Source organism: Bradyrhizobium sp. USDA 3240 (assembly GCF_054063295.1).
Window position 1 is genome coordinate 4,489,446 of sequence record NZ_JBSSGD010000002.1, and the last position, 25,970, is coordinate 4,515,415.

At 65.2% G+C, this 25,970-nt stretch carries 21 protein-coding genes, 1 tRNA gene and 1 pseudogene; 14 read left to right on the plus strand and 9 right to left on the minus strand.

The annotated features are described in order from the left end of the window. Positions 1-86 precede the first annotated feature (86 nt). Together ACVIGA_RS21915 and ACVIGA_RS21920 are read right to left on the minus strand one after the other, a co-directional pair. On the minus strand, positions 87-1,199 hold the full coding sequence (locus tag ACVIGA_RS21915) for an alpha/beta hydrolase (RefSeq protein WP_456667945.1): 1,113 nt from the start codon (positions 1,197-1,199) through the stop codon (positions 87-89). Between the two features lie 124 nt (positions 1,200-1,323). Beyond that, positions 1,324-2,229 carry a LysR substrate-binding domain-containing protein gene (locus tag ACVIGA_RS21920; RefSeq protein WP_456667946.1) on the minus strand — a complete coding sequence of 302 codons (906 nt, stop codon included), beginning with the start codon at positions 2,227-2,229 and terminating at the stop codon, positions 1,324-1,326. A 113-nt stretch (positions 2,230-2,342) separates the two neighbouring features. Here ACVIGA_RS21920 and ACVIGA_RS21925 point away from each other — a divergent pair, with 113 nt between their 5' ends. Then, positions 2,343-3,107 (plus strand): haloacid dehalogenase type II, encoded by a 765-nt coding sequence (locus ACVIGA_RS21925; RefSeq protein WP_456667947.1) that lies wholly within the window; start codon positions 2,343-2,345, stop codon positions 3,105-3,107. Positions 3,108-3,163: 56 nt separating this feature from the next. Here the strand turns inward: ACVIGA_RS21925 and ACVIGA_RS21930 are convergent, their stop codons facing one another. Beyond that, positions 3,164-4,144: an NAD(P)H-dependent glycerol-3-phosphate dehydrogenase gene (locus ACVIGA_RS21930; RefSeq protein ID WP_456667948.1), complete on the minus strand. Its 981-nt coding sequence runs from the start codon at positions 4,142-4,144 to the stop codon at positions 3,164-3,166. 13 nt (positions 4,145-4,157) lie between these two features. After that, complete coding sequence (tsaD, locus tag ACVIGA_RS21935) at positions 4,158-5,231, minus strand: tRNA (adenosine(37)-N6)-threonylcarbamoyltransferase complex transferase subunit TsaD (RefSeq protein WP_223972491.1); 1,074 nt, start codon at positions 5,229-5,231, stop codon at positions 4,158-4,160. A 173-nt stretch (positions 5,232-5,404) separates the two neighbouring features. Between tsaD and ACVIGA_RS21940 the strand changes: the two genes are divergently transcribed. The 3 genes from ACVIGA_RS21940 (at position 5,405) to ACVIGA_RS21950 (ending at position 9,273) form a co-directional block, all read left to right on the plus strand. Beyond that, positions 5,405-6,133, plus strand: a complete 729-nt coding sequence (locus ACVIGA_RS21940; RefSeq protein ID WP_456667949.1) for a uroporphyrinogen-III synthase — start codon at positions 5,405-5,407, stop codon at positions 6,131-6,133. A 120-nt stretch (positions 6,134-6,253) separates the two neighbouring features. Continuing rightward, positions 6,254-7,501: a COG4223 family protein gene (locus ACVIGA_RS21945; protein ID WP_456667950.1), complete on the plus strand. Its 1,248-nt coding sequence runs from the start codon at positions 6,254-6,256 to the stop codon at positions 7,499-7,501. A gap of 20 nt (positions 7,502-7,521) precedes the next feature. After that, on the plus strand, positions 7,522-9,273 hold the full coding sequence (locus tag ACVIGA_RS21950) for a heme biosynthesis HemY N-terminal domain-containing protein (RefSeq protein WP_456667951.1): 1,752 nt from the start codon (positions 7,522-7,524) through the stop codon (positions 9,271-9,273). Here the strand turns inward: ACVIGA_RS21950 and ACVIGA_RS21955 are convergent. Next, entirely contained in the window at positions 9,270-9,407 is a 138-nt protein-coding gene (locus tag ACVIGA_RS21955) for a hypothetical protein (RefSeq protein WP_171947940.1), read from the minus strand. The two genes, ACVIGA_RS21950 and ACVIGA_RS21955, sit on opposite strands and share 4 nt — an antisense overlap. Between ACVIGA_RS21955 and ACVIGA_RS21960 the strand changes: the two genes are divergently transcribed. Together ACVIGA_RS21960 and ACVIGA_RS21965 are read left to right on the plus strand one after the other, a co-directional pair. Beyond that, positions 9,381-9,456 (plus strand) — tRNA-Thr (locus ACVIGA_RS21960). The two genes, ACVIGA_RS21955 and ACVIGA_RS21960, sit on opposite strands and share 27 nt — an antisense overlap. A gap of 453 nt (positions 9,457-9,909) precedes the next feature. Beyond that, positions 9,910-12,537 (plus strand): glycosyltransferase family 4 protein, encoded by a 2,628-nt coding sequence (locus ACVIGA_RS21965; protein WP_456667952.1) that lies wholly within the window; start codon positions 9,910-9,912, stop codon positions 12,535-12,537. Between the two features lie 101 nt (positions 12,538-12,638). On the opposite strand, the gene ACVIGA_RS21970 is transcribed toward ACVIGA_RS21965, so the two are convergent. Beyond that, a complete protein-coding gene (locus ACVIGA_RS21970) occupies positions 12,639-13,706 on the minus strand; it encodes a hypothetical protein (RefSeq protein ID WP_456667953.1) in 1,068 nt (355 codons plus the stop codon). Between the two features lie 342 nt (positions 13,707-14,048). After that, positions 14,049-14,912, minus strand: coding sequence for a carbonic anhydrase (locus tag ACVIGA_RS21975; RefSeq protein ID WP_375777909.1), 864 nt, complete (start codon positions 14,910-14,912; stop codon positions 14,049-14,051). A gap of 290 nt (positions 14,913-15,202) precedes the next feature. Here ACVIGA_RS21975 and ACVIGA_RS21980 point away from each other — a divergent pair, with 290 nt between their 5' ends. Beyond that, positions 15,203-15,637 carry a hypothetical protein gene (locus tag ACVIGA_RS21980; RefSeq protein WP_456667954.1) on the plus strand — a complete coding sequence of 145 codons (435 nt, stop codon included), beginning with the start codon at positions 15,203-15,205 and terminating at the stop codon, positions 15,635-15,637. Between the two features lie 230 nt (positions 15,638-15,867). On the opposite strand, the gene ACVIGA_RS21985 is transcribed toward ACVIGA_RS21980, so the two are convergent. Beyond that, entirely contained in the window at positions 15,868-16,923 is a 1,056-nt protein-coding gene (locus ACVIGA_RS21985; protein ID WP_456667955.1) for a polysaccharide deacetylase family protein, read from the minus strand. Positions 16,924-17,141: 218 nt separating this feature from the next. Here ACVIGA_RS21985 and ACVIGA_RS21990 point away from each other — a divergent pair, with 218 nt between their 5' ends. Beyond that, positions 17,142-17,432: a hypothetical protein gene (locus ACVIGA_RS21990; protein ID WP_456667956.1), complete on the plus strand. Its 291-nt coding sequence runs from the start codon at positions 17,142-17,144 to the stop codon at positions 17,430-17,432. A gap of 163 nt (positions 17,433-17,595) precedes the next feature. Next, positions 17,596-17,811 (plus strand): cysteine rich repeat-containing protein, encoded by a 216-nt coding sequence (locus ACVIGA_RS21995; RefSeq protein WP_050631287.1) that lies wholly within the window; start codon positions 17,596-17,598, stop codon positions 17,809-17,811. A gap of 121 nt (positions 17,812-17,932) precedes the next feature. Here the strand turns inward: ACVIGA_RS21995 and ACVIGA_RS22000 are convergent. Beyond that, a pseudogene (locus tag ACVIGA_RS22000) lies at positions 17,933-19,573 on the minus strand (MFS transporter); the annotation flags it as partial. A 186-nt stretch (positions 19,574-19,759) separates the two neighbouring features. On the opposite strand from ACVIGA_RS22000, the gene ACVIGA_RS22005 reads away from it, so the two are divergent. From ACVIGA_RS22005 to ACVIGA_RS22025, 5 genes are all read left to right on the plus strand, one after another. Then, positions 19,760-21,136, plus strand: a complete 1,377-nt coding sequence (locus ACVIGA_RS22005) for a hydrolase (protein WP_456667957.1) — start codon at positions 19,760-19,762, stop codon at positions 21,134-21,136. 83 nt (positions 21,137-21,219) lie between these two features. Beyond that, positions 21,220-22,605 carry a cytochrome P450 gene (locus tag ACVIGA_RS22010; RefSeq protein WP_456667958.1) on the plus strand — a complete coding sequence of 462 codons (1,386 nt, stop codon included), beginning with the start codon at positions 21,220-21,222 and terminating at the stop codon, positions 22,603-22,605. A gap of 145 nt (positions 22,606-22,750) precedes the next feature. After that, a complete protein-coding gene (locus ACVIGA_RS22015; protein WP_223971130.1) occupies positions 22,751-24,160 on the plus strand; it encodes an adenylate/guanylate cyclase domain-containing protein in 1,410 nt (469 codons plus the stop codon). 160 nt (positions 24,161-24,320) lie between these two features. After that, positions 24,321-24,824, plus strand: a complete 504-nt coding sequence (locus ACVIGA_RS22020; protein ID WP_456667959.1) for a tellurite resistance TerB family protein — start codon at positions 24,321-24,323, stop codon at positions 24,822-24,824. A 227-nt stretch (positions 24,825-25,051) separates the two neighbouring features. Further along, the gene (locus tag ACVIGA_RS22025) at positions 25,052-25,831 is read left to right on the plus strand and encodes an SDR family NAD(P)-dependent oxidoreductase (protein WP_456667960.1); all 780 of its coding nucleotides are present in this window, start codon (positions 25,052-25,054) and stop codon (positions 25,829-25,831) included. Positions 25,832-25,970: the final 139 nt, after the last annotated feature.

Genomic DNA, 25,970 nt, shown 5'->3' on the forward strand with positions numbered 1-25,970 from the left:
CCCGTGCTCGATCGCTCAACGCGCGGCAATCTACAGGTACCCGGGCGCCCGCGACAAGCGCGGGCATCCGGTCTTGATGGCGTCACTCACTGCTTCAGATATCGATCGAAGAATTTAGCGATGTCGGTGAAGGCTTCCTTGGTCTCGGGCGCATCGATGTTCATCTGGTACTGCGCGTGGGATTGCCCCTCATAGACATTGAGATCGGCGATCACGCCGGCGCGGCGCAATTTGCGGTGCGTGCGAACCGTGTTGCTGAGGAACAGGTCGCGCGTGCCCGATGTCAGGATGGTCGGCGGAAAACCCTTGAAGTCCCCGTAGATCGGCGAAATGTAGGGATTCTTCAGGCTGGTCCCGTTGGCATAGAGCTTGGCCGCGCGGCCGAGCCATCCGTCCCAGGTCACCAGCACATTGTCGACCCACTCATTGCTCGCGTAGCTGTCGCCGATCTTGTCGATGTCGGACCAGGGCGTGCCCGGCGCGATGGCGGCCGGCAGCGGCAGCTTCTCGTCCCTGGCCCGCAACACCATCGCAAGCGTCATCGCGCCGCCGGTCGAGGTGCCGAAGATCGCCAGCCGGTGCCGCTCGTGCGATTTCAGAACTTCCTTCCAGACCGCCATCGCGTCGTCCATCGCGGCCGGATAGGGGAAGTCCGGCGGCATCCGGTAGTCGACCGAGATCACTTTGTAGCCGCCAAAGCCGGCCATCATGATGGCTTCCGGCAACGCGGCTTCGCCGGGGCCAAACACGTAGCCGCCACCATGCACGTGGATCAGCAGGCGTCGCCGGTTCTCGAGCGCGATCTTGTTCGGCGTCACGATGTAGCAGTGCACGCCGGCAATCCTGGTTTCCTCGACCTTGACGCCGAGCTTCGCCTTCATGGCCGGAATACCCGCGACCAAGAGCTTGGCGCGGCGGTCGATCAGCTCCTTCCATTCTGCTGGGGTCTTCGGGTCGGCGTTGAAATGCGGCGGGTAGGGCGCGCCGATCATCGCCTGCATCTCCGCCGAGACGTCACTTGAGGGATTGCCGATCGATTTGAGCGGGGCGACCCGCTTGCCATCCTCGGCGTTCGCCGCGGCTTCGCGCTTGGCGAGTTCGTCGTACGGTACTGTCGTTTGCGCGCGCGTGGTGGTGCTGGAGGTGGCGACGGCAAGCAGAATGCTGATCGAAGCGATAACGCGATGCGGTTGACGCATGTACTTCCCCAAGTTTCGGTTTCTTGTTGTTGGAACGGGATCCGACGGTCGCCGCGACGCTAGCACAGTGCGCGTTGTCTCTGCGTGGAAGTCTGCGCCGTCAAGCGCGACCGGCGCAGACCCGCTATGGGTGGTTGAATGCTGTCTGGGGTAGCTCACCCGCGGCGAAGTCCAGGAAGCTCCGAATGCGCGGCGCCATCAGGCGTGCGCTGGGATAGACCAGCTGCACCGGTATGGGCGCGACTTCATAATCCCTCAGCACGCGAACCAGCGACCCCGCCGCGAGTTCACCCTCAACCTGGTAGGACAGCACGCGCGTCAGGCCCATGCCGTCGCGCGTCAGTCCGATCGCCGTCTCGGCGCGGTTGACCTCCATGCGGCTCGATACCTTGACCTTCTGCGGACCTCCTTGTTTGTGCTGGAACGACCAGGCCGCGGGGCTCGCCTGATTGACGAAGGTCACGGCGTGATGCTGCGCGAGATCGTCGGGTCTGCGCGGCCGGCCGTGCCGCTTCAGATAATCGGGGCTGGCGACGACAATGCGCCGGACCTCCCCGACGCGCCGGGCCCTCAGCGACGAGTCCGTCAGATGGCCGATCCGCAGCGCGATGTCGATCCGTTCGTCGATCAGATCGACCAGACGATCCTCGAGCGTCAGTTGCAGCGTGATGTCAGGGTGACGTTCAAGGAATCCGCGCACCAGCGGCGCGATGTGACGGCTGCCGAACAGCGTCGGCGCTGACAGCTTGATGTTGCCGCGCAGGCTCGCGGCCTCGCCGATCGCGCCGTCGATCGCATCGTCATAATCGGCGAGCAGGCGGCGCGCCTGCGCCGCAAGCCGCGCGCCGGAGTCGGTCAGCGACAGCTTTCGCGTGGTCCGTTGCAGCAGCCGCGTGCCGAGGCGCCGCTCGAGCTCGGCGACGATCCGCGTCGTCGAGGAAGGGGAACGCGCGAATTTGCGCCCGGCGGCCGCAAATTGTCCGCTGTCGACGATCGCGAGAAACAGGCGGAGCTCATCGAGCCGGTCCATCGTCATCCCCTCCCTGATTGTTCTGAAACACGGAATGATCTCTGCTGAAATCGGGCGATTGTGCCAACACGCAATTGTGTGAACGCTGGCGGCACGCAATGCGGGGAAACGACATGCTGCTGGATCGCCGGACGTTTACGACCATGGCCGCGGCTTCCGTCACGGCCGCGACGGTGCTGTCCGGTCGGTCGCGCGCGGCAGGCCGCCCGCCTTTTCGGGCGGTCGCCTTCGACGGCTTCCCCGTGATCGATCCCCGTCCCGTATCCGTCCGGTTGGAAGAGATGTTCCCCGGCATGGGCGCGGAGCTGGGCGCCGTGTGGCGAACCCGGCAATTCGAATACGGCTGGCTCAGGACGCTCGGCGGGCAATATGCCGACTTCTGGCGCGTCACCGAGGACGCGCTGGTGTTCGCGGCGAAGGCGACGAAGATATCGCTCTCGCCCGAGCAGCGCGACCGCCTGATGCAGACCTACCTGGAGCTCAAGGCGTGGCCGGACGTCGTGCCGGCGCTCGTGCAGCTTCGCGCCGCCGGCTTGCGCATGGCGTTTCTCTCCAACTTCACCGCGCCGATGCTGGACGCGGTGATCAGGAATTCCGGGCTCGAGGGGCTGTTCGAAGATCACCTCAGCACCGACAAGGTCGCTGCCTTCAAGCCGGATGCGCGCGCCTATCAGATGGGTGTCGACGCGTTCGGACTGGAGAAGGAGGAGATCGTCTTTGCGGCATTCGCCGGATGGGACGTGGCCGGTGCAAAATGGTTCGGTTATCCGACCTTTTGGGTCAACCGCAGCAACGCATCCGTCGAGGAACTCGGCGTGACACCCGACGGAGCGGGGGCGGCACTGCACGACCTCGTCGCCTTCGCGACGGCGCGGTGATCAGGGCGTCTTCGCGCTAAGCGATTCGCCCGAAGAAAACGTCAATACAAAAAGCGCTAGCCTTCGGCCTTGAATGGCCGCGTCAGCAGGCGTTCGATCGCGTCATCGATCGTCAGCCGGTCGCTCAGGATCGCGGCGACCGCGTTTGATACCGGCATGTCGACCTTCTGCGCAGCGGCGAGCTCGCACAACACCGGCGCGGTGAACGCGCCTTCGGCGAGCTTGCCGACCGGCGCCGCTTCCCCGCGACCGAGCGCGAGGCCGAGCGCGAAATTGCGCGATTGCGCGGTCGAGCAGCTGAGCAGGAGGTCGCCCAATCCAGACAGGCCGGCGAGGGTTTCGGTGCGCGCCCCGCAGGCGCGGCCCAATCGTGCGAGCTCGCTGAAGCCGCGCGTGGTCAGCGCGGCAAGCGCGGAGGCGCCGAGATTCTTGCCCACGACGATGCCGGCGGCGATCGCCAGCACGTTCTTGGCCGCGCCGCCGATCTCGACGCCGCGGACGTCAGTGGTGTGATAGGGCCGGAAGGTCGCGGAGCCGAGCGCCTGCACGAGCGCGCGGGCCAGCGGCTCGTCCCGGGTGGCCAAGGTCACGGCCGTCGGCAATCCGCGCGCGACGTCGTCGGCAAAGCTCGGTCCCGACAGGATCGCGGGCACGGCGCGCGGCGCGGCTTCGGCGATCACTTCGGTCATAAATTTGTGCGTGCCGTGCTCAATGCCCTTGGCGCAGGCGATGACGGACGTATCGGGTTTGAGGTACGGCGCGAGATGGCTGACTGCGGCGCGCAGATGCTGCGCCGGGGTGACCGCGAGAATGATGTCCGCGCGCGCGGCCGCCGCAATATCCGATGTCACCGCGATGCCGGGCTGAAGCTGGACACCGGCCAGCTTCGGATTGACCCGCGTCGCCTGGATCTGCGCGGCATGTTCGGCATTGCGCGCATACAGCGTCACCGTGCGTCCGGCGCGCGCCGCGACCTCGGCCAATGCCGTGCCCCAGGCGCCGGCACCGATCACGCTGACTGACATATGCGCGGGCATCGGAACCCTCAGTTCAATATCCGGCGCGGCTGTTGGCGTGGCCGGCCGGCGCCTTGGCGTTGGCATCGAGCAGCCAGCGGGCCCGCGGCGGCGCTTCCAGCGTGTCGGTCAACCCAAGCGCCATTCGCTCGGCACCGGCCCAGGCGATCATCGCGCCATTGTCGGTGCAGAGCGCCGGCGGCGGGATGATCAGCGTGGTCTGCGCTTTCGCCGCGACGTCCTGCAACGCGCTGCGGATCGCATGGTTGGCGGCAACGCCGCCGGCCGCGACCAGCGCGCGCGGCGTGCCGAACCGCTCCTCGAACAACCGCAAGCCGACGGTGAGCCGATCCGCGGTCGATTCCAGCACCGCGGCCTGGAAGCTCGCGCAGAGATCGCTGATGTCCTGCGGCTCCAATGGCTCCAGCCGGCTCGCTTCATTGCGCACCGCCGTCTTCAATCCCGACAGTGAGAAATTCGCATCGGGCCGTCCGAGCATCGGGCGCGGAAGCGCAAATCGCGTCGGGTCGCCGCCGGCGGCTGCGCGCTCGACTTGCGGCCCGCCGGGATAGGGCAGCGACAGCATCTTCGCCACCTTGTCGAACGCCTCGCCCATCGCGTCGTCGACCGTGGTGCCGAGCCGGACATATTCGCCGACGCCGACCACGGCGACGATCTGGGTGTGCCCGCCCGAGGCCAGGAACAGGCAATAGGGAAACGCCAGCGCGCAGGTCAGCCGCGGCGTCAGCGCGTGCGCCTCGAGATGGTTCACCGCGATCAGCGGCGTGTCGTGCACCATCGCGATCGCCTTCGCGGTGGTCAGACCGACGATCACGCCGCCGATCAGGCCGGGGCCGGCGGCGGCTGCGACCGCCGACAATTGTCCGTAGCCGACACCGGCCTCCTTCATGGCGGAGGCGACGATACCGTCGAGCAGGTCGACATGGGCGCGCGCCGCGATCTCCGGCACCACGCCGCCGAAGCGGGCGTGCTCGTCGATCTGCGAGCGCACGACGTTGGAGAGGATCCTTGCCTGCCCGTCAGCCTGGCGCTCGACCACGGCGGCTGCGGTTTCATCGCAGGTGGTCTCGATTCCCAGCACCAGCATCGGTGGTTCGTGTCCCAATTTCGGCCCTTGTGCTACGAGCATGATCCGGACAGGCCGGAACCGGTTTCCGGCAAGATCATGTTCATCAAACTGTCCCCTCCGGGGTAGCATTGCGGGGTCTCAAAGTGCAATCGGTCGGCAAGGTCCAATTCGCAGCGCGGGAGGCCTGATCCGTGATCATCCTTGTCACACGACCGCATCCGGACAATGACGCGACGCTCGCGACGCTGCGCCAACGCGGCTTTGAGGCCCTTGCGGCGCCGGTGCTGCGCTTCGAGCCGTTACCGTTCCATGACGACGATGCGGATTATGACGCGGTCATCCTGACCAGCGCCAACGCGCCGCGCGCCATCGATCTCGCCGGCAGCCGGCTGTTGCGGCTGCCGCTGTTCGCGGTGGGCGCACATACCGCCGACGCCGCGCGCGCCGCGGGCTTCGACCGGGTGATGGTGGCCAAGGGCGATGCGGTGAGCTTGCGCGATCTCGTGCTCGCGCGGGTCAAGGCCGGCGAACTGGCGGCGTCAGCCACGCTCCTTTATCTCGCCGGCGCCGACCTGTCGCGCGATCTGGCGGGCGAGCTCAGCGAAACGGGGCTTACCGTCGTCACCCACACCACCTACCGGATGGCGCCGGTGGCCGGCTTCCCGACGGAGGTCGGTGACGCCTTCCTGGGCAACCGGATCACCGCGGTGCTGCATTATTCCCGCCGCAGCGCGCAGGCGTTCCTGGACACCATACGGGCCGACGGAATCGAGATTTCGGCGCTCGCTTTGCCGCAATGCTGCATCTCGGCCGCGGTCGCCGCGGTGCTCCATGACGCCGGCGCGACCAAGGTGGTGGTGGCGGCGCGCCCGGACGAAAACGCCCTGCTGGAGGCGCTGGTGCGCACCCTGCGGCCGTGAGCGGAATAATTCTTTCGTCTGACCATGATGTTAGGCAATGCTCCGTTTTTGGGATCGTGCTCTAAGAACCTCGGCCGATTCTGCTACAATGTGCGGCCAGTAGTTTTGAGGACCCTCGCGATGGCTGAAGAAAGGCCCGACGACCCAGGACCTTCGCCGGATTCCCGGCCCAAGCGCGCGCCGCCGACCATCGATCTTCAGGCGACCGAGATCTCCAGCGAGCCGTCAAAGGCCGAGGGGGGCGAGGAAGCCCCAAAGGATACCGACAAGGCAGCGGAGGCCGCCGCGCCCGAGGCGGAGCCTCATCCCGATCCTGCTCCCAAGGCCGAGCCGCAGCCCGAGCCCGCCGCCGCGGCGCCCCAGGCCGAGCCGTCACGGCCGGTATCTCCCTGGGTGGTGGCGCCGGTATCGGGCGCGGTCGCGGCAGCGCTGGTGATCGGGGTCGGCTGGTTGCTCGGCTGGCCCGCAGTGCCGCCGGCGTCGGCGCCGCAGCCCAGCGCCGCAACGGTGGACGAGCTCGGCACGCGCCTGACCGCGCTTGAATCGAAAGCCGGCAGACCGGTCGCTGCGGCCGCCGATCCCGCGGCAACCGCGCGGCTGGAGGAGCTCGACAAATCGATCGCCGCGTTGCGCACCGAGCTCGCCGCAACGCGCGCGCAATCCGACAAGCTTGCGGCGGCGGTCAATGATGTGAAGGCCGCGCCGCGCGATGGCGCGGCTGCGCCCGACATCTCCGGCATCACGGCGCGCATCGACAAGGTCGAGGGTGCGGTGAAGGCGCAGGGTGCCGCGATCGCCAAGCAGGACAACAAGATCGCCGACACCAAGGCCGAGGCGAAGGCGGACGACGTGCCGCTGCGCCGCGTGGTCGCGGCATCGCTGCTCGACGTCGCGGTTCGTCACGGCGATCCCTACGCCTCGGCGCTCGAGGCCGCGAAAGCGATCGCCGACAATCCCGACGTGCTGAAGCCGCTCGACGTCTTCGCTGCGTCAGGCGTGCCTAGTCCGAACAAGCTGTGCCGCGATCTGATCGAGATCGTGCCCCAGCTCGCGCCGCCGCCGCCGGAAGCTGCGGCGTCCAGCGCCGGGCTGGTCGATCGTTTGAAGGCCGGCGCCTCCACCCTGATCCAGATCGAGCGGACCGACGGCACCGGGACCGACCGCGGCAGCATCGTCGCGCGCGTGACATCGGCCGCCGTGCATAATGATCTCGCATTGACTGAGCGCGAATTGAAGTCGTTGCCGCCGGCCGATCGCACCGCGGCGCAAGCCTGGCTTGCCAAGGTGGACGCACGCCGCGCCGCGCTCGACGCGTCGCGCAAATTTGCCGACAACGCCATGGCGGCGCTCGCCACGGTCAACCAGTAAATCCTTGCAATAGGTTCTCGATGATCCGGATCATTCTGTTCCTGCTGCTGATCGCGCTCGCTGCAGCGGGTGCGGCCTGGTTGGCCGATCAGCCCGGCGATCTCGTGCTGAACTGGGGCGGCTTGCGCTTCACGTCCAAGCAGCCGATGTATCTGCTCGGCCTCGTCATCGTCGTCGCGATGGTCGCCGGCGTGATCCTGCGCGGCCTGTGGAAGATCCCGGGTCACGTCCGCCGCGGCAGGCGCGAGCGGCGCCACGCGCGTGGCCGTCATGCCATCACGCAAGGCCTGCTCGCGATCGGGCATGGCGATTCCGCAGGCGCCCGCGCGCATGCCGAAGTGGCGCGGCGCCACGCCGGCGGCGATCCGTTGGCGCTGCTGCTGCACGCGCAATCGGCGCAGCTCGACGGCGATCGCGACGGCGCGCAGCGCGCCTTCCGCGCGATGGCCGAGCGGGCGGACACGCGGCTGCTCGGTTTGCGCGGCCTGTTCATCGAGGCGCAGCGCGCCGACGATCCGGTGGCGGCGGTGATGATTGCCGAGGAAGCACTGAAAATGTCGCCGTCGTCGTCTTGGGCTTCGCATGCGGTGCTCGGCTTCTGCTGCGCCAAGGGCGATTGGGCCGGTGCGCTGTCGATCATCGACAACAACCAGGCCGCTGGGTTGATCGACAAGGCGACCTATCGGCGGCAACGCGGCGTGCTGCTCACGGCGCGTGCGCTGGAGTTCGAGACCGTCGATCGCGATTTGTCGCGCTCGAGCGTGATGGAGGCGCTCAAGCTGGCGCCGACGCTGATCCCGGCCGCGGTGCTTGCCGCCAAATTCGAGAGCGAGGCGCATCAGGTGCGCCGTGCGATGCGGATCGTCGAGACCGCGTGGCTGGCGCAGCCGCATCCCGATCTCGCCGATGCCTATTCGCATGTGCGGCTCGGCGATGCCGCGCGCCAGCGCCTGGTGCGGGTCGAGACGCTGGCGGCGAAAACGCCCGGGCATATAGAGGGCGCGCTGGCGATCGCACGCGCCGCGATCGATGCGACCGAATTCGCCAAGGCGCGTGCGGCGCTGGAGCCGTTCACAGCAGCGCCGACGCAGCGGGTCGCGCTGCTGATGGCGGAGATCGAGCGCACCGAACATGGCGACGGCGGCCGGGCGCGGGCCTGGACCTTGCGCGCGGTGCGCGCGCTGCACGATCCGGTGTGGACCGCGGACGGCTATGTCTCCGACCGCTGGCGTCCGGTGTCGCCGGTCACCGGCCGTCTCGATGCCTTCCAGTGGCAGACGCCGGTAGCGGCGCTGCCGTCCGACAAGGGCAGTGCGATCGAGCCATCGCCGTTCGAGGAGGCGATGTTGGCGCCGCGCCGGGTCGAGCCGCCAAAGGAAGTCGCCAGCGAGCCGCCCCCGCCCAAGCCGGTTGAGCCAGTCGAGGCCAAGCCCGTCGAGCCGGTCGCGCTGCCTGTGCAGGACAATGCCCCGGTGACGGCGGCGATCGAGGCCGACCCGGCCCCAATTCAGGCCGATCCGCCCGCCCCGGAGCCGGAACCGCCGCCGGCCGCCGAATCGGCTCCCCCGGCCCCCGCCCCCCTGTTCCGTTCCCGGACCGACCTGCCGAAGGCGGCGCCCGCGCCCATTCCGGCCGTGATCCCCATCGTCCGGGCCCCCGACGACCCCGGGGTCGACGAGGACGGCGCCGTGGACGAATTTGCGGAACAAATCGGCCCGGCCAAGGCCCAGATCGGCGGTTGGCGCGGATTTCTGTCACGTTTGGGAAGCTAATCGGCGGTTAGATAACCGGTGTGCGGTTCAATAGCTGCGTTTTCCTTGCCAATCGGGGTCATGCCCGATATCAGGTGGCGCGCTGTCAGGCCGTTGCCGAACGGTTCGCCGCAATAGCTCAGTTGGTAGAGCACGTCATTCGTAATGACGGGGTCGGGGGTTCGAGTCCCTCTTGCGGCACCACTCCTCAGGAACATCCCCCGTCTCGATGCGCAGGCGAGATTTACTCGCCTGGATTCTCCCACGGCACAATCTGCATATGATCGCGACCGGTCCGCCGGCTGCCCGGTTGGCGACCGTGGCGGCTCCGCGGTGCGTCAGAACATGGCACAACCCCGGCGCGAGATGCGAAAACACGAAGAAAACGTCGAATGCCCGGCCCGCGCCGAGACGAACGCGGTATTCAGATGGGTGACGTGAACCTGGCGACGTAAACGCCCGAGCCGATCTGCAACACGCGGAACATCCTCCGGTCGCAAACTCCAGCGCAACACCAACCGCATCCGATGCGCAAGCCAACTAAATGATTGGTGAGATGAGACGCGACATGGAGCAGAATAAGCGCGGCGGAATCGGTGTTCGTAGATTGTGTGTTCTCGCGCGGAAGCCTAATACCTGAACTACGATTGCTGGGGAATGACGTTCGTGCCGAAGGATCGTGATAGCGACTTTCAACTACAGCTTGCCTTCCTGAGGGAGTTCCAACGCGCCCACGATCGCCCGCTGCGCGTCTTGCATATCGGCAATATCGCGAACAACGCCTACAACAATGCCTTGATTCAGCGGCGCTTCGGAATCGAAGCGGACGTCATTTGCTATAACTACTATCACGTCATGGGTTGCCCGGAGTGGGAGGCCGCAAGCTTCGACGGCAACGTCGACAACATGTTCCCGGATTGGTGGGCCACCGAGTTGGGCGGTTGGCGTCGACCGGATTGGTTTGTGCAAGGCCCCGTTCTCGATTGCCTCTCGTACCTTCGTGCGAAGAACGCCGGTGACAGCGGAGCCGCAGCATTTTTCTGGACGCTGTTGCAGGCAAGATATTGGGAGATGCTCGATGGCATCGCTGCCGCAGAGAGCCGGGTCCGTCCACCGATGCCGGAGCATCTGGCAGATACAATTTCAATTGCGCGCGAGTTTCAGGACTTCCAGGCAAGCAAGGCAATCCCGCAGCCGCCCGATCAGCCGACCATCGTCCTGCCAGGGGTGACCATAGAACCTGAACCTGCATCCTCTCCGATTTCGCTGACCTCATCAAAGTCGGCCTCGCTTGATCCGCGGCCGGAGCAAAGCCGATCTCTCGCCAACGAATATCCAAATCCCGAAGCACCAGGCCGCCTCGTATCAACCTATCGCGCCTTGCTGGCGAAGTACGTCTTTGTTCATTTGCAGCGTGAGGCGGAAACGGGCGTTGTCGACGGGTCGAGTTTGGCGGTCGCAATCTGGCGAAGTCAGAGACACAGCCGCGGCCTGCCGCGTTTTGGCTTCGAGTTTTCTGCTGACGTCTTCACGATGCCGAGTCCTGGCACAGCGACGCCGGCTGCAAGCCAAAGCGATAAATATCGGACGTTCGGCGATTCGCGTTCACTAAATCCCAAAGGACCAAGCCGTCTCGTATCGATCTATCGTTCCCTGCTGACGAAACATGTATTTGCTCATTTGCAGCGTGAGGCGGAAACCGGGGTTGTCGCCGGACCGAGTCTGGCGGTCGCAATCTGGCGAAGTCAGAGACGCAGCCGCGGCTTGCCGTGTTTCGGCTTCGAGTTTCCTGCCGATGTCTTCACAACTCCGAATCCTGACACCGCGACACCGGCTACAGGCGAAAGCAATGAAGATGCGACGTTTTGCGATTCGCGGTCGCTAAATCCCAAAGGACCAGGCCGCCTTACATCGATCTATCGCTCCCTGCTGACGAAATATGTATTTGCTCATTTGCGGCGTGAGGCGGAAAGCGGCGTTGCGGCCAGGCCGAGTTTGGCGGTCGCAATCTGGCGAAGTCAGAGGCGCAGCCGCGGCTTGCCGCGCTATGGCTTCGAATTTCCTTCTGACGTCTTCGAGATGCCGGATCCTGACGCCGCGACGCCGGTTGCAAGCGAAAGCGATGGCTTCACGATCCCAGATCCCCACGCTGTGACACCGGTTACAGGCAACAGCGCGGCCGCTGACGTCGGTTCGTCAGCAATTCCGGTGGTGACCAAGCCGGAGATCATCGACCGCCCGGAGTTTCGCTACTTCGAGAATTACGGCAAGGGAGAGGATCGAAACGCCTCGCAACGTGAGGTGCTTCTTGGTGACCTGCTGCGACAGTTCACGGACTATCCGGCAGAAGCCCTGGTCCTGGTCGAAGCCTTCGCATCCACCATTGCCAATGAATTCGCCGACGTATTGGAGCACTACGACATCATTCAGGGCTATTCGATCGACGGGTTCATTCCGTTCATCAACGGGCTCAAGAATTACACGTGTTACGAGCACGGCACGTTGCGCGAACTGCCTTTCGAGAAAACCTACAATGGCATTCTTTGTTCGGCGTCGTACAAGAATGCGGCTTTCTCCTTCGTAACCAATTCGGATGTGCTGCCGTCCGTGGCGCGGCTGAAATTGAAGAGGGAGCGGACCGTTTATCTTCCGCATGCCTTCGACGATGAAAAAATCTCAACCTTTCGAGCGGGCCTCAAGATCCCGAAGCGGGACCCCAAGGTCACCACATTCTTTAGTCCGTCGCGCCATCACTGGCAGGCTGCACCTGTTTCGATGCAGAAGGGCAATGACGTTTTCTTGAGGGCGGCCGCGCAGGTTGCGCAAACCGATCGCGATTTTCGTATCATCCTGGTCGAGTGGGGTGTTGACGTTCACCGAAGCAAGGACCTAGTTCAGGAACTTCGAATTGAAGATATGGTTTCGTGGATACCGTCGTTGAACAAGGCGGAGCTTCGACAGCTTTACTGTTCGAGCGATGTCGTCGTCGATCAGTTCAGGATACCGGCGATCGGCGGCGTTACCTTTGAAGCAATGGCGCTCGGACGCCGAGTCATAACCAATCTTGATGAAACCCAATCAGCGGAGTTCTTTGGAGTAGCGCCGCCCTGCCTGGCCGCCGACAGCGTGGAGACGTGCGCGGCCCGGATTTTCGAAGTACTTGCTGATCCGCTGGACGGCAATGGCCGCGGCGATGCCGCGCGTCTGTGGTTTGAGAAGTGTCATTCCGCGCGGCGGGTCGTCGCGCTTCAACTGGCCGCCTATCAAACGATTTGTGCTGCCTAGAGCATTTTCGGTTCTGATTGAATCAGAACCGAAACGCTCTAGATTTTTGTTTTGACGCGTTTTCTTCACGCGAACCGGTGCCCACTTCGCTCGAAAACGCTCTAGATCCGCGCGCCACACAGTCCGCTCATGATCGCGATTGCGATCAGCGCGCCTGCTGCGAGCCCGGTTGCCCAGATTCGGTTAGCGACCGCGGTGGTCACGCCGTGCGCGATCAGGATGCCGCGCAATCCTGAAGCGAGATGCGCGAGCACGAAGAAGACGCCGAGTGCGTAGTGCGGCACCAGGCGGATGCTCCAGGCGTCGTGGATCAGGCCGGTCGGTGCGCCCGACGCCCAGTCCCAATTGGTGTCGATGTGGTGCACGGCCCGCGCCGAGACGAATGCGGAGTTCAGATGGGTGACGATGAACGCCGCGAGGTAGACGCCGGAGCCGATCTGAAACACGCGGAATCCGTCCGCCGGCCGCGAGCTCCAGCGCCAGGCAAGCCGCACGCCGACGGCGACCTGGAACAGCATCAAGGCGACAAGCACCGGCTCGACCACGGAGGATCGATAGACCGTGCGGCCGAGCTTCATCACGGCGCCATGAACCTCCGGTCCAAGCAGGTCCAGCAGGTGATTGGTGAGGTGAAACGCGACATAGAGAAGGATGACCGCCGCGGCGATGCCATGCGTGACACGCCATCTGGCAATGGACGGAGCCATCGCGGCTGACATTGCCGGCCGCTCTTGCTCGCCGCCGAGCAGCACGTAGAGACACGCGGCGAGCCAACCTGCCACCCAGATGAGCTCATCGCTGACAGGGATGTGCAGCAGTCCAAGGCCGACGCCGGTCAACACGAACAGTGGCGGCGCGGCGATGCTGATATAGGCGAGCCGCCGGGCACGCAGCTCGAACGTCGAAGGCGCTGCCTTGGTCATCCAATAGGCGCAGGCCAGACCCAGCAAGGGCGCGGCCGTCGCGGCTAGCAGAAGAAGCGCCGCCAGAACCATCCGGCCAGGCGAGGGCTGGCCGCTCGCAGGAGAGACCGCGAGATGAAATCCATCGAGCAGGAACGGATAGGCGATCGCGCCGGCGACCGGGATCATCGAACGGAGCCTTTCGGCGGCCGCATTCGCCAAGCCATCGTCGCCGGGCCGTACGCGACCTTGTTCAAATGCACTCACTGAGGTCTCCAGAGTTCAGGCATTGTGCGAAGGAGAAACCCAAACCGACGAGTCTATTCCCGGCTCCCCACCTGAGGGGCGGCACACAAGTCAGTGCTGTGGGCGCTGGCGTGCGCAGGCAAACGACGTTGCGCCGAGACCATGTCACAAGGTGCACAACCGTACGCGGATGCGAGCCGACCGATAGGACCAAGTTTCAACAATCCGGCTGAACCATGCCAGCCTGTTGGCAGCTACCATTCTCCTGGCGTGATGCAGCTCACGGGATCCTGGGCCCGACGCGGCTGGTCTCCCGGCAAGGGCATGGCCTCCGTTCGGATTGGGAAGGGGAGACGGCTCCGATCAATCTTTCGCGTTCACAAGCGATTCAATACGCCGCGAGCGCACGATGGCGTTGCCGAGTTCCACAAACGCTGCAAGGTCTCGAGGTGCCGCCGCCAGCCCAATCCCATCGGCATCACTGGAACGGGGAGCCCATATCGCGCGGCTCTCCAGAAGATAGACGCCGTAAACCGCTTCGATCCCGGTGTAGGCGTTGCTCCTCAATTCTTCTTGTATTGAGTAAGCCGCCAGCGCGGCGTTGGTGGCAATCGACGTCTCGATCAAGGCTTTTCGATATCCGGGCTCGTGTACCACCGCTGGCCCGAACGCGGCGACCAGCTTTCTCTCGGAAGTCTGCACCACGACCAGCACGCCGTCGAGAATGCTGCGGAGCGAACGCTTGGTCGCGAGCGGCAAGTATTCACGCGGATTCAGGAATACATCGACGGCTGTCGTGAGCGCGCCGCATCCGCTGTGGCCGAGGACGACGATGAGCTTGAGGCTCCCGCCAAGATTCTCGACGGCGTATTTGAGGCTTCCAAGCACCTCAATTCCCAGCCCGTTGCCCGCGACGCGGACCACGAAGAGATCATTGGGTCCTTCGTTGAAAATCAGTTCAACGGGTACGCGGGCGTCCGAGCAGCCGAGCACGGCCGCAAACGGTCTTTGCTTCGGTACGGCGCTGTCGGCCGGCAGGCCCAGGTCACGCAGATCGACCGGGATGATCTGCTGTACCACGCTCGCCCCCTCGTCGCAGTCAAGGAACGTGGCGAAGCTCTTGTTGCCCTGCTCCAGACGCAGCAAAGCCGCATGACTGTCCGGCGGGGTTGGCCTGATCGAGACATCGTCGCTGCTATAGCGATACGTGATATCGAAGGTCTTCATAAGAGCCGCGCTGCGCTGGGATATTCAGGCAAGCAAATGCGACGTACACAACGAACCGAACCTGCAATCCCATTGAACGACCCAACGAGAAGCCGCCGTTGATCCAGATCAAGGCTGCTGCAAGGCGGGGAAGGCGGAGATGACCCTGTCCAGGACGCCGCCGAGGTGGCGGCGTTGTTGGGACTGACGATCACAGGGAGATGAAGGCGGCGCGCGATGGCTGCGTGAAGCAGCTCACACTGTGGCTCGGACGACGTGGCTAGTCTCCCGCCACCAACGGGAGAACAACAATGCGCAAACTCATCCTGATCACGGCGGTGGTTTTGGCTTCCGCTTCCGCGCAGGCCGGCGAACGAAGCCTGTCGTTGGGCGGGGCAGGCTCGCTACCGGCCGCCGCGTCGAATTCGGTCAATGCGGCGGACAAGGTTGCCGATGCGCCGGCGGCGCCCGCCGTCGCGCCGTCGCCAATGCCGCCGGAAGCGCCAAAATATGTCGAGCGGGCAGCGCCGGTTGCGGCTCCCGCTCCGCAGCCGCAAGCCCAGCCGGCCTTGCAGCAGGCGCCCGTGCAGCAGCAAGGGAATGCCCAGCCGTCAGCGGTGTCAGACGCAAAGCCGGCGCCGGAGCAGCGGACGACCTGGAACAGGTCGAGCCATCGCCGCCACGCCCGGCGCTGGACCGAGGGCCGCATCATCGGCGAACTGCATCGCCACGGGATTTACTGGTAGCCACACCTTGTCGAGCGTCGGCATCCGCCAGCTACTTTGCATGGGGTTGTTTTCGATATTTTGGTGGGAGCCGCAGCTACCGGGCGCGCGATAACGCCGCTTTCGAAGGCGCATCGGCGATCAAGATCGTCCGGCCGTGTTGGACCAGCAGAAGGTGGCTGAAAGCGAAAGCGCCCCTGGATCGGATCCAGGGGCGCTTTGCATTGCGGGTATTGCGTGCGTTCGCCGCGTTACTCGGCGACCGTCTGCACGACGTTGCCTATCGGCCGGCCCGTTGCGATCGGCTTCTCGGTCTTCGCCATCATCGCGTCGTATTCGGGCAGCGTCTCGATCTGGGTCTTGGCCTTCATCCAGACCACCTTGTAGCCGCCTGCCTTCAGCTTGCGCAGCAGCGTCGGCAGTGCCTGCGCGGTGTGCTTCTGCAAATCGTGCATCAGGATGATGCCCTTGTGCTCCTTGTCGAGCTTGGTCATCACGTTGTTGATGACCTCGTCCGAGCTCTTGGACTTGAAGTCGTTGGAGTCGACGTCGACCGAGAACATCGCGATGTTGCGGGTGCCGAGATAGGCGGTCGTCGCCGGGGTGTGCGCCAGCGCCGGGAAGCGGAAGAACGGAGCGGGGTTCGCACCCAGCGCCAGCTTCACTGCGCTGAAACCCTTCTCGATCTCGTCCTTGGCCTGTTGCTCGGTGATCTTCTTGCCCGCCAGATGCGCGTGCGACCAGGTGTGGGCGCCGATGGTGTGGCCTGCGGCGGCGACCTGGCGGAGGATGTCCGGGTGATAGGTGGTGTGCAGGCCGATCGGGAAGAACACCGCCTTGGTGCACTCGTCCGCCAGGGCCTTGAGCACGGCGGGCGTGGTCGGCCACGGACCGTCGTCGAAGGTCAGCACGACCTCATGGTCGGTCAGGAAGTCATACTGCTTGTACTGCAGGAAGCCGAAGCCCGGTCCGCCCGTGGTGTCAACGACGACGGTGCGGGTGATGCCGAGCGCATCGGGATTGGCGCATTTGGGCATGGCCGCGACCGGGGCCGGTGCTGGTGCCGGTGCAGCGGCCGGGGCTGCCGCCTGGGTGGCATCGGCGCGCTTCGACAGCGCGGCGGTCGTCTCGACATCGTCTTTGGCAGCCTGCTTTGCTGCCGCCGCAGGAAGCGGCTCGGCCTTGGCTGCGGCAGTTGTCTGCGGAGGAGCCGCGTCGGCACGCGGCGAGGAGGTCCAGAACCACACGCCGGCGATCACGATCGCCGCTACAACACTGGCCAGCATCAGGCCCAACGCACTACGCATCGCTACACTCTCTCGGAACTCAAGGATACGCCACACCCGTAACGAGCGATTAATGCCAACAAGGTCTTAACGCGATCCCAACAGGGCGCGGGAAGGACAAGAAAAAGTGCGGCTTACGCCTGCGTGACGGCCATCACAGTCGGTCAGCTCGCTGCCGTGCAGGATCGGACCCATCAAACAGAGGGCCCCGCCATTTGCGGCGCCGATGGGAGCCGATCATGACCACCATCTTGAAGAGTCGGGTTCTGGAACGTGCCGCTCGCAGCGCCGGCGTCACGCTGGCGTTTGCGGCCGCCGTTTCCGTGCTGTCGTCGACCGCGAGCTTTGCGTTCAGCGTCGAGGCGCAGCAGATGTGTTCAGGCGATGCGTTCCGGCTGTGCAGCGCGGAGATACCGAACATCCCGAGGATCACCGCCTGCATGGTCAAGAATCGGTCCCAGCTGAGCAGCGGCTGCCGCGTCGTGCTGGACCGCGATCTCGCCGCGCAGCGCAGGGCTGCCGCCGAGTGATCTTGCACGGCATCTGACGGGGCAAACCTGCGGCTACGAGACGCAGGCCGTCTTCGGGCGGTCACCCCGAACCGGAACCGGCCGGTTCGCGCGGCCGTTTCAAGCTTCTTCGCGGCCTTGAAACGCTATAGAACCGGCGTTGCATTCCTTAGAGGCTTTGAAGATGACCCGATTTCTGTTCGCCGTCGTTCCGCTGGTTCTGTTGACGTCGGCCGCCTCGGCACAGCAGCAGGGGCGCGATGCCTGCTCACGCGACGCCTCGCGGTTCTGCCGCGCCCATCTCAGCGAGGGCGATCAGGTCGTGCTGGCCTGCCTGAAGGAGCACCGCAGCCGCCTCAGCAAGGCCTGCCAGCAGACCCTCACCGATAACGGGCAGTAGACCAACCAACCGTCATTCCGGGACATCGCGCAAGCGATGGGCCCGGAATCCATAACCACGATCGTGAGTATGGATTCCGGGCCTGGCCCTTCGGGCCATCCCGGAATGACGATTGAGAGATTTACGTACTGCTGCCCGCCGCGGTCGCGACCACCGGGATCACTTCCTTGGCGGCGCGGTCCGGGGTCTCGTCCTTCCAGCGGACCGAGCCGAACGGACGCTCCAGCATCCGGCGCACGCGGATCGGCTCGGCGCCGATGTGGAAGTCGGCCGCCTTCTGATGCAGCGTGCGCTCGATCTGGGTGGCGCGGTTGCGCTGGCGCAGGAAATCGAGCCAGGTCGGGCAATGATAGCGCTCGGTCCACAATTCGGGATCGGCGATGTCGCGCGCGATCGACCAGCCATAGGCGCCGTTGCGCTGGCGGCTGAGCTGCACGTCCTGCATCACATTGTGGAAGGCGCGGGCATTGTCCTGCGCCACCCGGTATTCGATCTCGACCACCAGCGGCCCGCTGCGCCCGGTCAGCTGCAGCCGCACCTCGGGATCGGCCAGCATATCGGTCGCGTCCTCGTTGCGCGCGCCGATCGGCGGCATCCTGAGCCAGAAGCCGAGCACCGGCGACAGCAGCATCAGCCCGGCGGAGATCAACAGCGCCATCTCGACGCCGCCGAGGTCTGTGATGCGGCCCCAGCACCAGCTTCCGATTGCGATGCCGCCGGCGATCGAGGCCTGGAAGGCCGCCAGCGACCGGCCTGCGACCCAGCGCGGCGCCGACAGCTGCACGCCGATGTTGAACAGCGCGATCGCGAGCATCCACACCGCGCCGGCAACCACCAGCGCGGCGGCGGTGATCACCGGCTGCCTGCTCACGGCAACAGCGGCGATCGCCGCGCCCATCGTCAACGCGCAGACGCGGATCGCGGCTTCGCCGCTGAGCCGGCTGCGGATCTCGCTGATGTTGAGCGCGCCGATCACCGCGCCCATGCCGAAGGCACCGAGCATGATACCGTAGGTCTGCGCGCCGCCATGCAGCAGATCGCGGGCCACCAGCGGCATCAGGGCCGAGACAGAGCCGCCGATAATGCCGGTCACCATGGTGCGGGTCAGCACGATCCTGATCGACGGCGAATTGGTGATGTAGCGCACGCCGGAGACGATGGCGCGGTTCAGCCGCTCGCGCGGCAGCCGCGACGGCTCGCTGACGCGATTCCACAGGAACAGCACGGCGAGCAGTGGCAGATACAGCACGGCGTTGGCCGCGAAGGCCGCCACGGCGCCGGCGGAGGCGACCACGATGCCGCCGATCGCCGGGCCGAAGCTGCGCGCGATGTTGTAGCTGATGCCGTTCAGCGCGACCGCGGCGGGCAGCGTCTCCGAAGGCACCTGCTCGCTGACCGAGGATTGCCAGGCCGGGCCGAACAGCGCCATGCCGCTGCCGACGACGAAGCACAGCGCAAGCAGGATGTTCGGCGTCACCAGATTGAGCCAGGCCAGCACCGTCAGCGTGGTGGCGCCGGAGAGGGCGATCGCCAGCGACACCAGCGCCACGATGCGGCGGTCATGCATGTCGGCGATGGCGCCGGCCGGCATCGCGATCAGCATCACCGGCAGCATCAGCGCGGTCTGCACCAGCGCGACCTTGTCGGCCTCCGCGGTCATCTGGGTCATCGCCCAGGCGGCGCCGACGCCCTGGATCAGGATGCCGAGGTTGGAGAGCAGGCTGGCGAGCCAGATTCGCCTGAAGATCGAGTGACGTAGCGGGTGCTGTGATACTGTCGGTGCGTACTGGCGGTTCGCTCATATCCGGTTCCGTTTGCCCTGCTCCGGCTTGTTGATGATCCGAGCCAGGGTCGCAAATGACTGCGAAAAGCGTCTCATGCCCGGGCAGTTATGACCTGTTCGCGGCCGTGGGCCCAGCTAAAGTGCTGAAAAGTTTGGGGGGAACGCATGGACCTGTCGCGACGGACGATCTTGAAGGGGGCAGGCGCGCTGTCCTTGCTGGGGGGCCAATTCGGTACCTCGGCCCTGTCTCAGTCGGCCTTGGCCCAGTCCGCGCCCGCCAGCGACATCCCGCCGATCCTGTTCGTGCACGGCAATGGCGATCACGCTGCGCTCTGGTTGACGACGCTCTGGCGCATGGAATCCAACGGCGTGCCGCGCGAGCGCATGGTCGCGATCAACTTCACCGATCCCTTGGCGCGCGCCGACGACAAGGTCGAGCAGGCGGGCCGCTCCTCGGCCGAGGATGCGCGCCGCGAGCTCGCCGAGGCGGTCAGGGAGCTGAAGCAAAAGAGCGGCGCCGCGCGTATTGCGCTGGTTGGGAATTCCCGCGGCGGCAATGCGATCCGCAACTATGTCAAGAACGGTGGCGGCGGTGACACCAGCCACGCGGTGCTGTGCGGCACCCCGAATCATGGTGTGTATGCCTCGGACGATGGGCTCGGCAACGAGTTCAACGGGCGCGGTCCGTTCCTGCGCGCGTTGAACGATGGCGATAGCGAAGTGACTGCTGGCACCGCCTTCCTGACCTTGCGCAGCGATGGCCTCGACAAATATGCCCAGGCCGACGGCCGCTTCATCGGCAAGCCGGGCACACCGACCAACGTCACGTCCGAAGGTCCGGCGCTGAAAGGCGCGACCAATCTGGTGCTCGGCGCCGTGGATCATCGCGAGACCGCGTATCATCCGCGCGCCTTTCGCGAGATCTACAAATTCATCGCGGGGCACGAGCCGTCGCGGATCGAGATCGTGCCGGAGACGGCGGTGAAGCTGAGCGGCCTCGTCACGGGCACGCCCGGCGGCGTGCCGACCAACCGGCCGGTGCCGGGTGCCACGGTCGACATCTATCGCGTGTCGGCGGAAACCGGCGAGCGCCTCAGTGGCCCGCTGCACAGCTCGCAGACCGGCGCCGACGGCCGTTGGGGGCCGGCGCAGGTCGATCCATCCTGGTCGCTCGAATTCGTACTGACCTCGCCCGATGCCGTGACGACGCATATCTATCGCTCGCCGTTTCCGCGCTCGTCCGAGATCGTGCATCTGCGCGCGGCGCGACCGCTGCTGCCTGCCGATGCCGGTGCGGGCGCCGTCATGCTGATGTCACGGCCGCGCGGCTATTTCGGGCTACCGCGCGATATCGTGCTGTTCGACGGCAAGGAACCGGCCGATGTCAAATCCGGCGTGCCGACCGATGCGGTGACGACGTTGCGGCTCCCCGCGGCCGATCTCAGCCGTCCGGTGGCCGCGATCTTCAACGGCGAACGCATCGTGGCACGGGCCTGGCCGGCGTCGGAGAATCGGATTGCAGTCGCCGAGCTGACTTATTAGGTCTTGTGCAGGGTCCGCGCGCCTTTGTGGCGCCGGGATCGCGTGGCCGGATCGGCCATTGCGTGAGGCAGGAAGCGAGGACCATGAGCATAGCCGAAGTCTACGACGTCACGGTCACGCGGCGTCCCCTGGTTCCGCCGGCGCCGCCGCGCGCGCCCGAAGGCATGGGCGCGTTCCAGCGGATGCGGGTGATGCGCAACTCGCCGATCGAGACCTGGGGCCAGCGCGCCTATGAGGACGACATCGTCCAGGGCCGCTTCCTCAATCACTCGAGCTTCATCCTCAATACGCCGGATGCGATCCGCCACGTGCTGGTCGACAATTACGAAAACTACACCCGCACGCCGGCCGGCCTTCGCGTGCTGCGTCCGATGCTGGGCGAGGGATTGCTGATCGCCGAGGGCCGCGCCTGGAAGTATCAGCGCCGCACGCTGGCGCCGGCATTCACGCCGCGCGCGGTGACGACGCTGGTGCCGTACATGATCGCGGCGGTCGACGAGACCATCGCCAAGCTGAAGGTCGCGAGCGGCGCTCCGGTCGATCTGCGCGAGGTGATGCAGCGCATGACGCTGGAGATCGCCGGCCGCACCATGTTCTCGTTCGGCATGGATCGCCACGGCGCCGCGCTGCGCGACTTCGTGATGGAGTATGGCGACACGCTGGCGCGGCCGCATATGCTCGACCTGGTGCTGCCCTTGAACTGGCCCACTCCGCAGGATTTCCGGCGCGCCCGTTTCCGCAAGCGCTGGACCGCGTTTGTCGGCCAGCTGATGGCCGAGCGTCGCGCCGCCGGCAAGGATGACAACGCGCCGGGGCACGACCTGTTCGACCTGATGGGCGCTGCGCGCGATCCTGAAACCGGCGAGGCCTTCACCGACGCCCAGCTCGGTGACCAGGTCGCGACCATGATCCTGGCCGGCCACGAGACCACCGCGACCGCGCTGTTCTGGGCGCTCTATCTGCTGGCGCTCGATCCCGAGACCCAGGAACAATTGGCAGCAGAAGTCAGGAGCGTGACGACGTCGAGCGCGCTCGACATCGAGCAGCTGAAATTCACCCGCGCGGTGGTCGACGAAACCATGCGGCTTTATCCGCCGGCGTTCCTGATCGCGCGAGCGGCTGCCGGTCCCGATACGATCGCGGGCCGTCCGGTCAGGAAGCATGACGTAATCCTGATCGCGCCGTGGCTGTTGCACCGGCATGAAAAGCTGTGGCACCAGCCGAACGCGTTCGTGCCGCAGCGCTTCATGACGGAGACGCCGCCCGATCGGTTCGCCTATCTGCCGTTCGGGGTCGGCGCGCGGGTCTGTATCGGCGCGCATTTCGCGCTGGTCGAGGCGACGCTTGCGCTGGCGCGGATCATCGGCACGTTCCGCGTCGCGCTGGCGGACAAGGATCCGGTGCTTCCGATCGGCGTGGTGACGACACAGCCGAACCGCTCCCCGGTGTTCACGATCAAGCCGCGCTGATCTTGCGCGGCGGTGTCCAAATGCTCATCTTGAGCGGGATGACTCTTCGTCGAATTGTCATCCCGCTCTATCTCTTTTTGTTTTGAGCATGATCTTATCGGAAAACCGCTACGCACTTTTCCGGATCATGCTCTAGGGGTTCACCATGAGCGATACGCAAGCCCACTTCGCAGTCCTCAGGCAGACGACCGATCCGGCCGTCGTCGATGCTATGCAGCAGTTGATCGCCGATGGCCACGATCGCGAGCTCAATCGCATCAACGCTCTGGATTTCTCCAGCCGTACCGGCCTCGATCAGGAGAAGGTGATCTCCGGTTTCCTGCATGCCTCCCGGCTCGGCCTGTTCGACATGAGCTGGAACGTGCTGTGTCCGGGCTGTGGCGGCGTGCTCGACGCTCACACCACGCTGAAGTCGTTGCGCCATGACGACTACAATTGCGCGCTGTGCGCGGCCGGCTACGAGGCTTCGGTCGACGAGCAGGTCGAGGTTGCCTTCACTGTCAGTCCGCGCGTTCGTCGCATTGCCGCGCACGATCCCAACACGTTGCCGATCTGGGAATACTTCCGGCAGATGTTCTGGAGCTCGGGGATCGAGTTCGACGAGAGCTCGGTGTCGACCCTGATCAACGAGGTGACGCTGGAGGGGCTCGAGCTGCCGCCTGGCGAAAAGGCGATCCTGTCGCTCAACCTGCCCAACCAGTTCGTCATCCTGTTCGAGCCGGTGACGCATTCGGCGCATTTCTTGGCTGTCGAGGGCGAGCCGACTACCGAGCGTCAGCAGTTCTCGATCGCCTTCAACAACTCGCATGCGCCGACAGGCACCTCGACGATGCGGCCGGGGCCGCTGCGGCTCTCGCTGGAGAATCACGCCGACGTTCGCGTGCTGCCTTCGGTGTGGATCGCGGGCGACCCGCTGCACAAATTGCTCGGCAAGCGCAAGCCGATCCTCACCGCGAAGCGGATGCTGTCGAACCAGACCTTCCGCGACGTGTTCAAGGCCGACAACCTCACAGTGGACCAGCGGCTGAAGATCACCGCGCTGACCTTCCTGTTCACCGATCTGAAGGGCTCGACCGCGCTCTATGAGCGGGTCGGCGACCTCGCCGCGTTCGATCTGGTGCGCGCGCATTTCCACGCGCTGCTCGAGATCATCGCCTCCGAACACGGCGCCGTCGTGAAGACGATCGGCGATGCGGTGATGGCGACCTTCATCCGGCCCGAGCACGCATTGTCGGCGGGCCTGCGGATGCGGGCGGCGATGAAGCAGCTCAACACCGAGCGCGGCAAGGAAGATCTGGTCGTCAAAATCGGCATCCATGAGGGGCCGTGCCTTGCGGTGACGCTGAACGAGCGGCAGGATTATTTCGGCCAGACCGTGAATATCGCCGCACGGGTACAGAGCCTGTCGACGTCACAGGAAATCCATTTGACCCAGCCGGTGATGGAAGCAGCGGAGGTCGCGGGCATCCTCGATCGCGCGGCGATCAAGCCGATCCAGAAGGAAGCGGCGCTGCGCGGCATTGCCGACAAGCTCGTGGTGTACGAGATACCGTAGTCATATTGCCGACACGTAATGCTTGCCGAAACGCAATGCCGCAGCGGGAACCCGCGCGGATTGCGCCGGTTCTGTTTCCACGCCATATAGATTTCAACAGCGCATGATCCGGAAACGTGCGTAGCGGTTTTCCGGACAGCTTCATTCCACAGAGAGAACGATGCTCGACGGACTCCGCCAATTCATTGCCGATATCGTCTCCCCCGATGCCCAGACCGACCGCGCCTTCGACGACAGCGATTATCGTCTGGCGGCGACCGCGCTCCTGGTGCATGTCGTCTCGCTCGACGGCGAGCCGACGCCTGTCGAAAAGCTCAAGCTGCACAGCCTGATCGAGAGCCGCTTCCAGCTCGATCCCGGCACCGCCGACCGACTGATCGCCTCCGCGATGCGCGTCGAGGGCGAGGCCGTGGATCTCTATCACTTTACCAGTGTGATCATGCGCTCGGTGAATGAGGAGGGGCGGCTGCGCATCGTCGAGATGATGTGGGAGTTGGTCTATGCCGACGGCCAGGTCAGCGAGTTCGAGGACAATGTGGTCTGGCGCGCCGCCGATCTGCTCGGCATTTCCTCACGCGACCGCATCGATCTCAAGCACCGGGTCGCCGAGAAGCAGGCGGAGCTGCCAAAGGGCCCCTGGGGCACGGCCGACGCGGCAATCTGACACGGCTGCCTGGCGCAAGCCGATGCCCCCTGCCTGCATGGCGGATGACGAAATTTTAATGTCCGCCGCGATTGCGGGCGATCCGACTGAAAATCGGTCATTTCGTCACGAAACCAGCGGCCCCGCGGCTATCCACAAGCCCATACGCGGCTTGCGTCACACCGCGTCCCTATGCTCTCGTCGCCCCGTTGGGGACCTCACTAGAATTTGCAGTAAGAGTTTGAAACGTGACTGAGCGTGTGACGCTGATAACCGGGGCATCGGCGGGCATAGGCACCGAACTGGCGCGCGTGTTTGCATCGAATGGTCACCGCGTAGCGCTGGTGGCACGGCGCGCCGATCGCCTGAAGACGCTCGCCGACGAGCTCGGGGCCAAGGGCGGCGCGGCGCCGATCGTGATTCCCTGCGATCTGCAGCAGACCGATGCGGGCGAGCGGATCGCGCAGGCCCTGACCGAGGCCGGCGTCGAGGTCGAATATCTCGTCAATAATGCCGGGTTCGGCCTGTTCGGGCTTGCTGTGGAGCGCGACCGCGCCGAACAGCTCAACATCATCAACCTCAATATCCGCGCGCTGACCGACCTGACGCTGCGGTTTGCCGACCAGCTGATCCGCAACCGCGGCGGCATCCTCAATCTCGGCTCGATCGCCGGATTCCTGCCGGGCCCCGGCATGGCCGTGTACTACGCCAGCAAGGCCTATGTGCTGTCGTTTTCCGAGGCGTTGCGCTGTGAACTGGCGCCGAAGGGGGTGCGCGTCACCGTGGTTTGTCCGGGCCCCGTGCCGTCCGAATTCCAGGACCGCGCCGGCTTTGCCCCCGGATTCGATTCCGCCATCCTCAACGTCGCGCCGGCCGAGGTCGCCCGCCAGGCCTATCGCGGCCTGATGGCCAACAAGCGCGCCGTGCTGCCCGGCGCCTTCATCAAAATGGTGCCGTTCCTGCTCCGGCTGTTTCCGCGCTCCTTCATCCTGACCGCGGTCGGCGGCTTTCAGCTGCGCAAGCGCTAGCTTCACCTGCAAAAGCCCATTCATCGCCGTTAAGCCTGTTTCTGGCCCGCGATTTGCTTCGCACGGGTGTGCGCAAACTCACACGATGTTAACGACCACTTAGCTATGATCGTGCCTTACGTGCCGAAACTTTAAGCAG

Bases quoted from the DNA above. Each gene is read 5' to 3' on its own strand.
- ACVIGA_RS21950 (WP_456667951.1), top strand. From the start codon at position 7,522: ATGATCCGGATCATTCTGTTCCTGCTGCTGATCGCGCTCGCTGCAGCG.
- ACVIGA_RS22015 (WP_223971130.1), top strand. From the start codon at position 22,751: ATGAGCGATACGCAAGCCCACTTCGCAGTCCTCAGGCAGACGACCGAT.
- ACVIGA_RS21915 (WP_456667945.1), bottom strand. From the start codon at position 1,199: ATGCGTCAACCGCATCGCGTTATCGCTTCGATCAGCATTCTGCTTGCC.
- ACVIGA_RS22010 (WP_456667958.1), top strand. From the start codon at position 21,220: ATGAGCATAGCCGAAGTCTACGACGTCACGGTCACGCGGCGTCCCCTG.
- ACVIGA_RS21945 (WP_456667950.1), top strand. From the start codon at position 6,254: ATGGCTGAAGAAAGGCCCGACGACCCAGGACCTTCGCCGGATTCCCGG.
- ACVIGA_RS21990 (WP_456667956.1), top strand. From the start codon at position 17,142: ATGACCACCATCTTGAAGAGTCGGGTTCTGGAACGTGCCGCTCGCAGC.
- ACVIGA_RS21980 (WP_456667954.1), top strand. From the start codon at position 15,203: ATGCGCAAACTCATCCTGATCACGGCGGTGGTTTTGGCTTCCGCTTCC.
- ACVIGA_RS21965 (WP_456667952.1), top strand. From the start codon at position 9,910: ATGACGTTCGTGCCGAAGGATCGTGATAGCGACTTTCAACTACAGCTT.
- ACVIGA_RS22020 (WP_456667959.1), top strand. From the start codon at position 24,321: ATGCTCGACGGACTCCGCCAATTCATTGCCGATATCGTCTCCCCCGAT.
- ACVIGA_RS22005 (WP_456667957.1), top strand. From the start codon at position 19,760: ATGGACCTGTCGCGACGGACGATCTTGAAGGGGGCAGGCGCGCTGTCC.
- tsaD (WP_223972491.1), bottom strand. From the start codon at position 5,231: ATGCTGGTGCTGGGAATCGAGACCACCTGCGATGAAACCGCAGCCGCC.
- ACVIGA_RS21920 (WP_456667946.1), bottom strand. From the start codon at position 2,229: ATGGACCGGCTCGATGAGCTCCGCCTGTTTCTCGCGATCGTCGACAGC.
- ACVIGA_RS21930 (WP_456667948.1), bottom strand. From the start codon at position 4,144: ATGCCCGCGCATATGTCAGTCAGCGTGATCGGTGCCGGCGCCTGGGGC.
- ACVIGA_RS21985 (WP_456667955.1), bottom strand. From the start codon at position 16,923: ATGCGTAGTGCGTTGGGCCTGATGCTGGCCAGTGTTGTAGCGGCGATC.
- ACVIGA_RS21925 (WP_456667947.1), top strand. From the start codon at position 2,343: ATGCTGCTGGATCGCCGGACGTTTACGACCATGGCCGCGGCTTCCGTC.
- ACVIGA_RS21995 (WP_050631287.1), top strand. From the start codon at position 17,596: ATGACCCGATTTCTGTTCGCCGTCGTTCCGCTGGTTCTGTTGACGTCG.
- ACVIGA_RS21975 (WP_375777909.1), bottom strand. From the start codon at position 14,912: ATGAAGACCTTCGATATCACGTATCGCTATAGCAGCGACGATGTCTCG.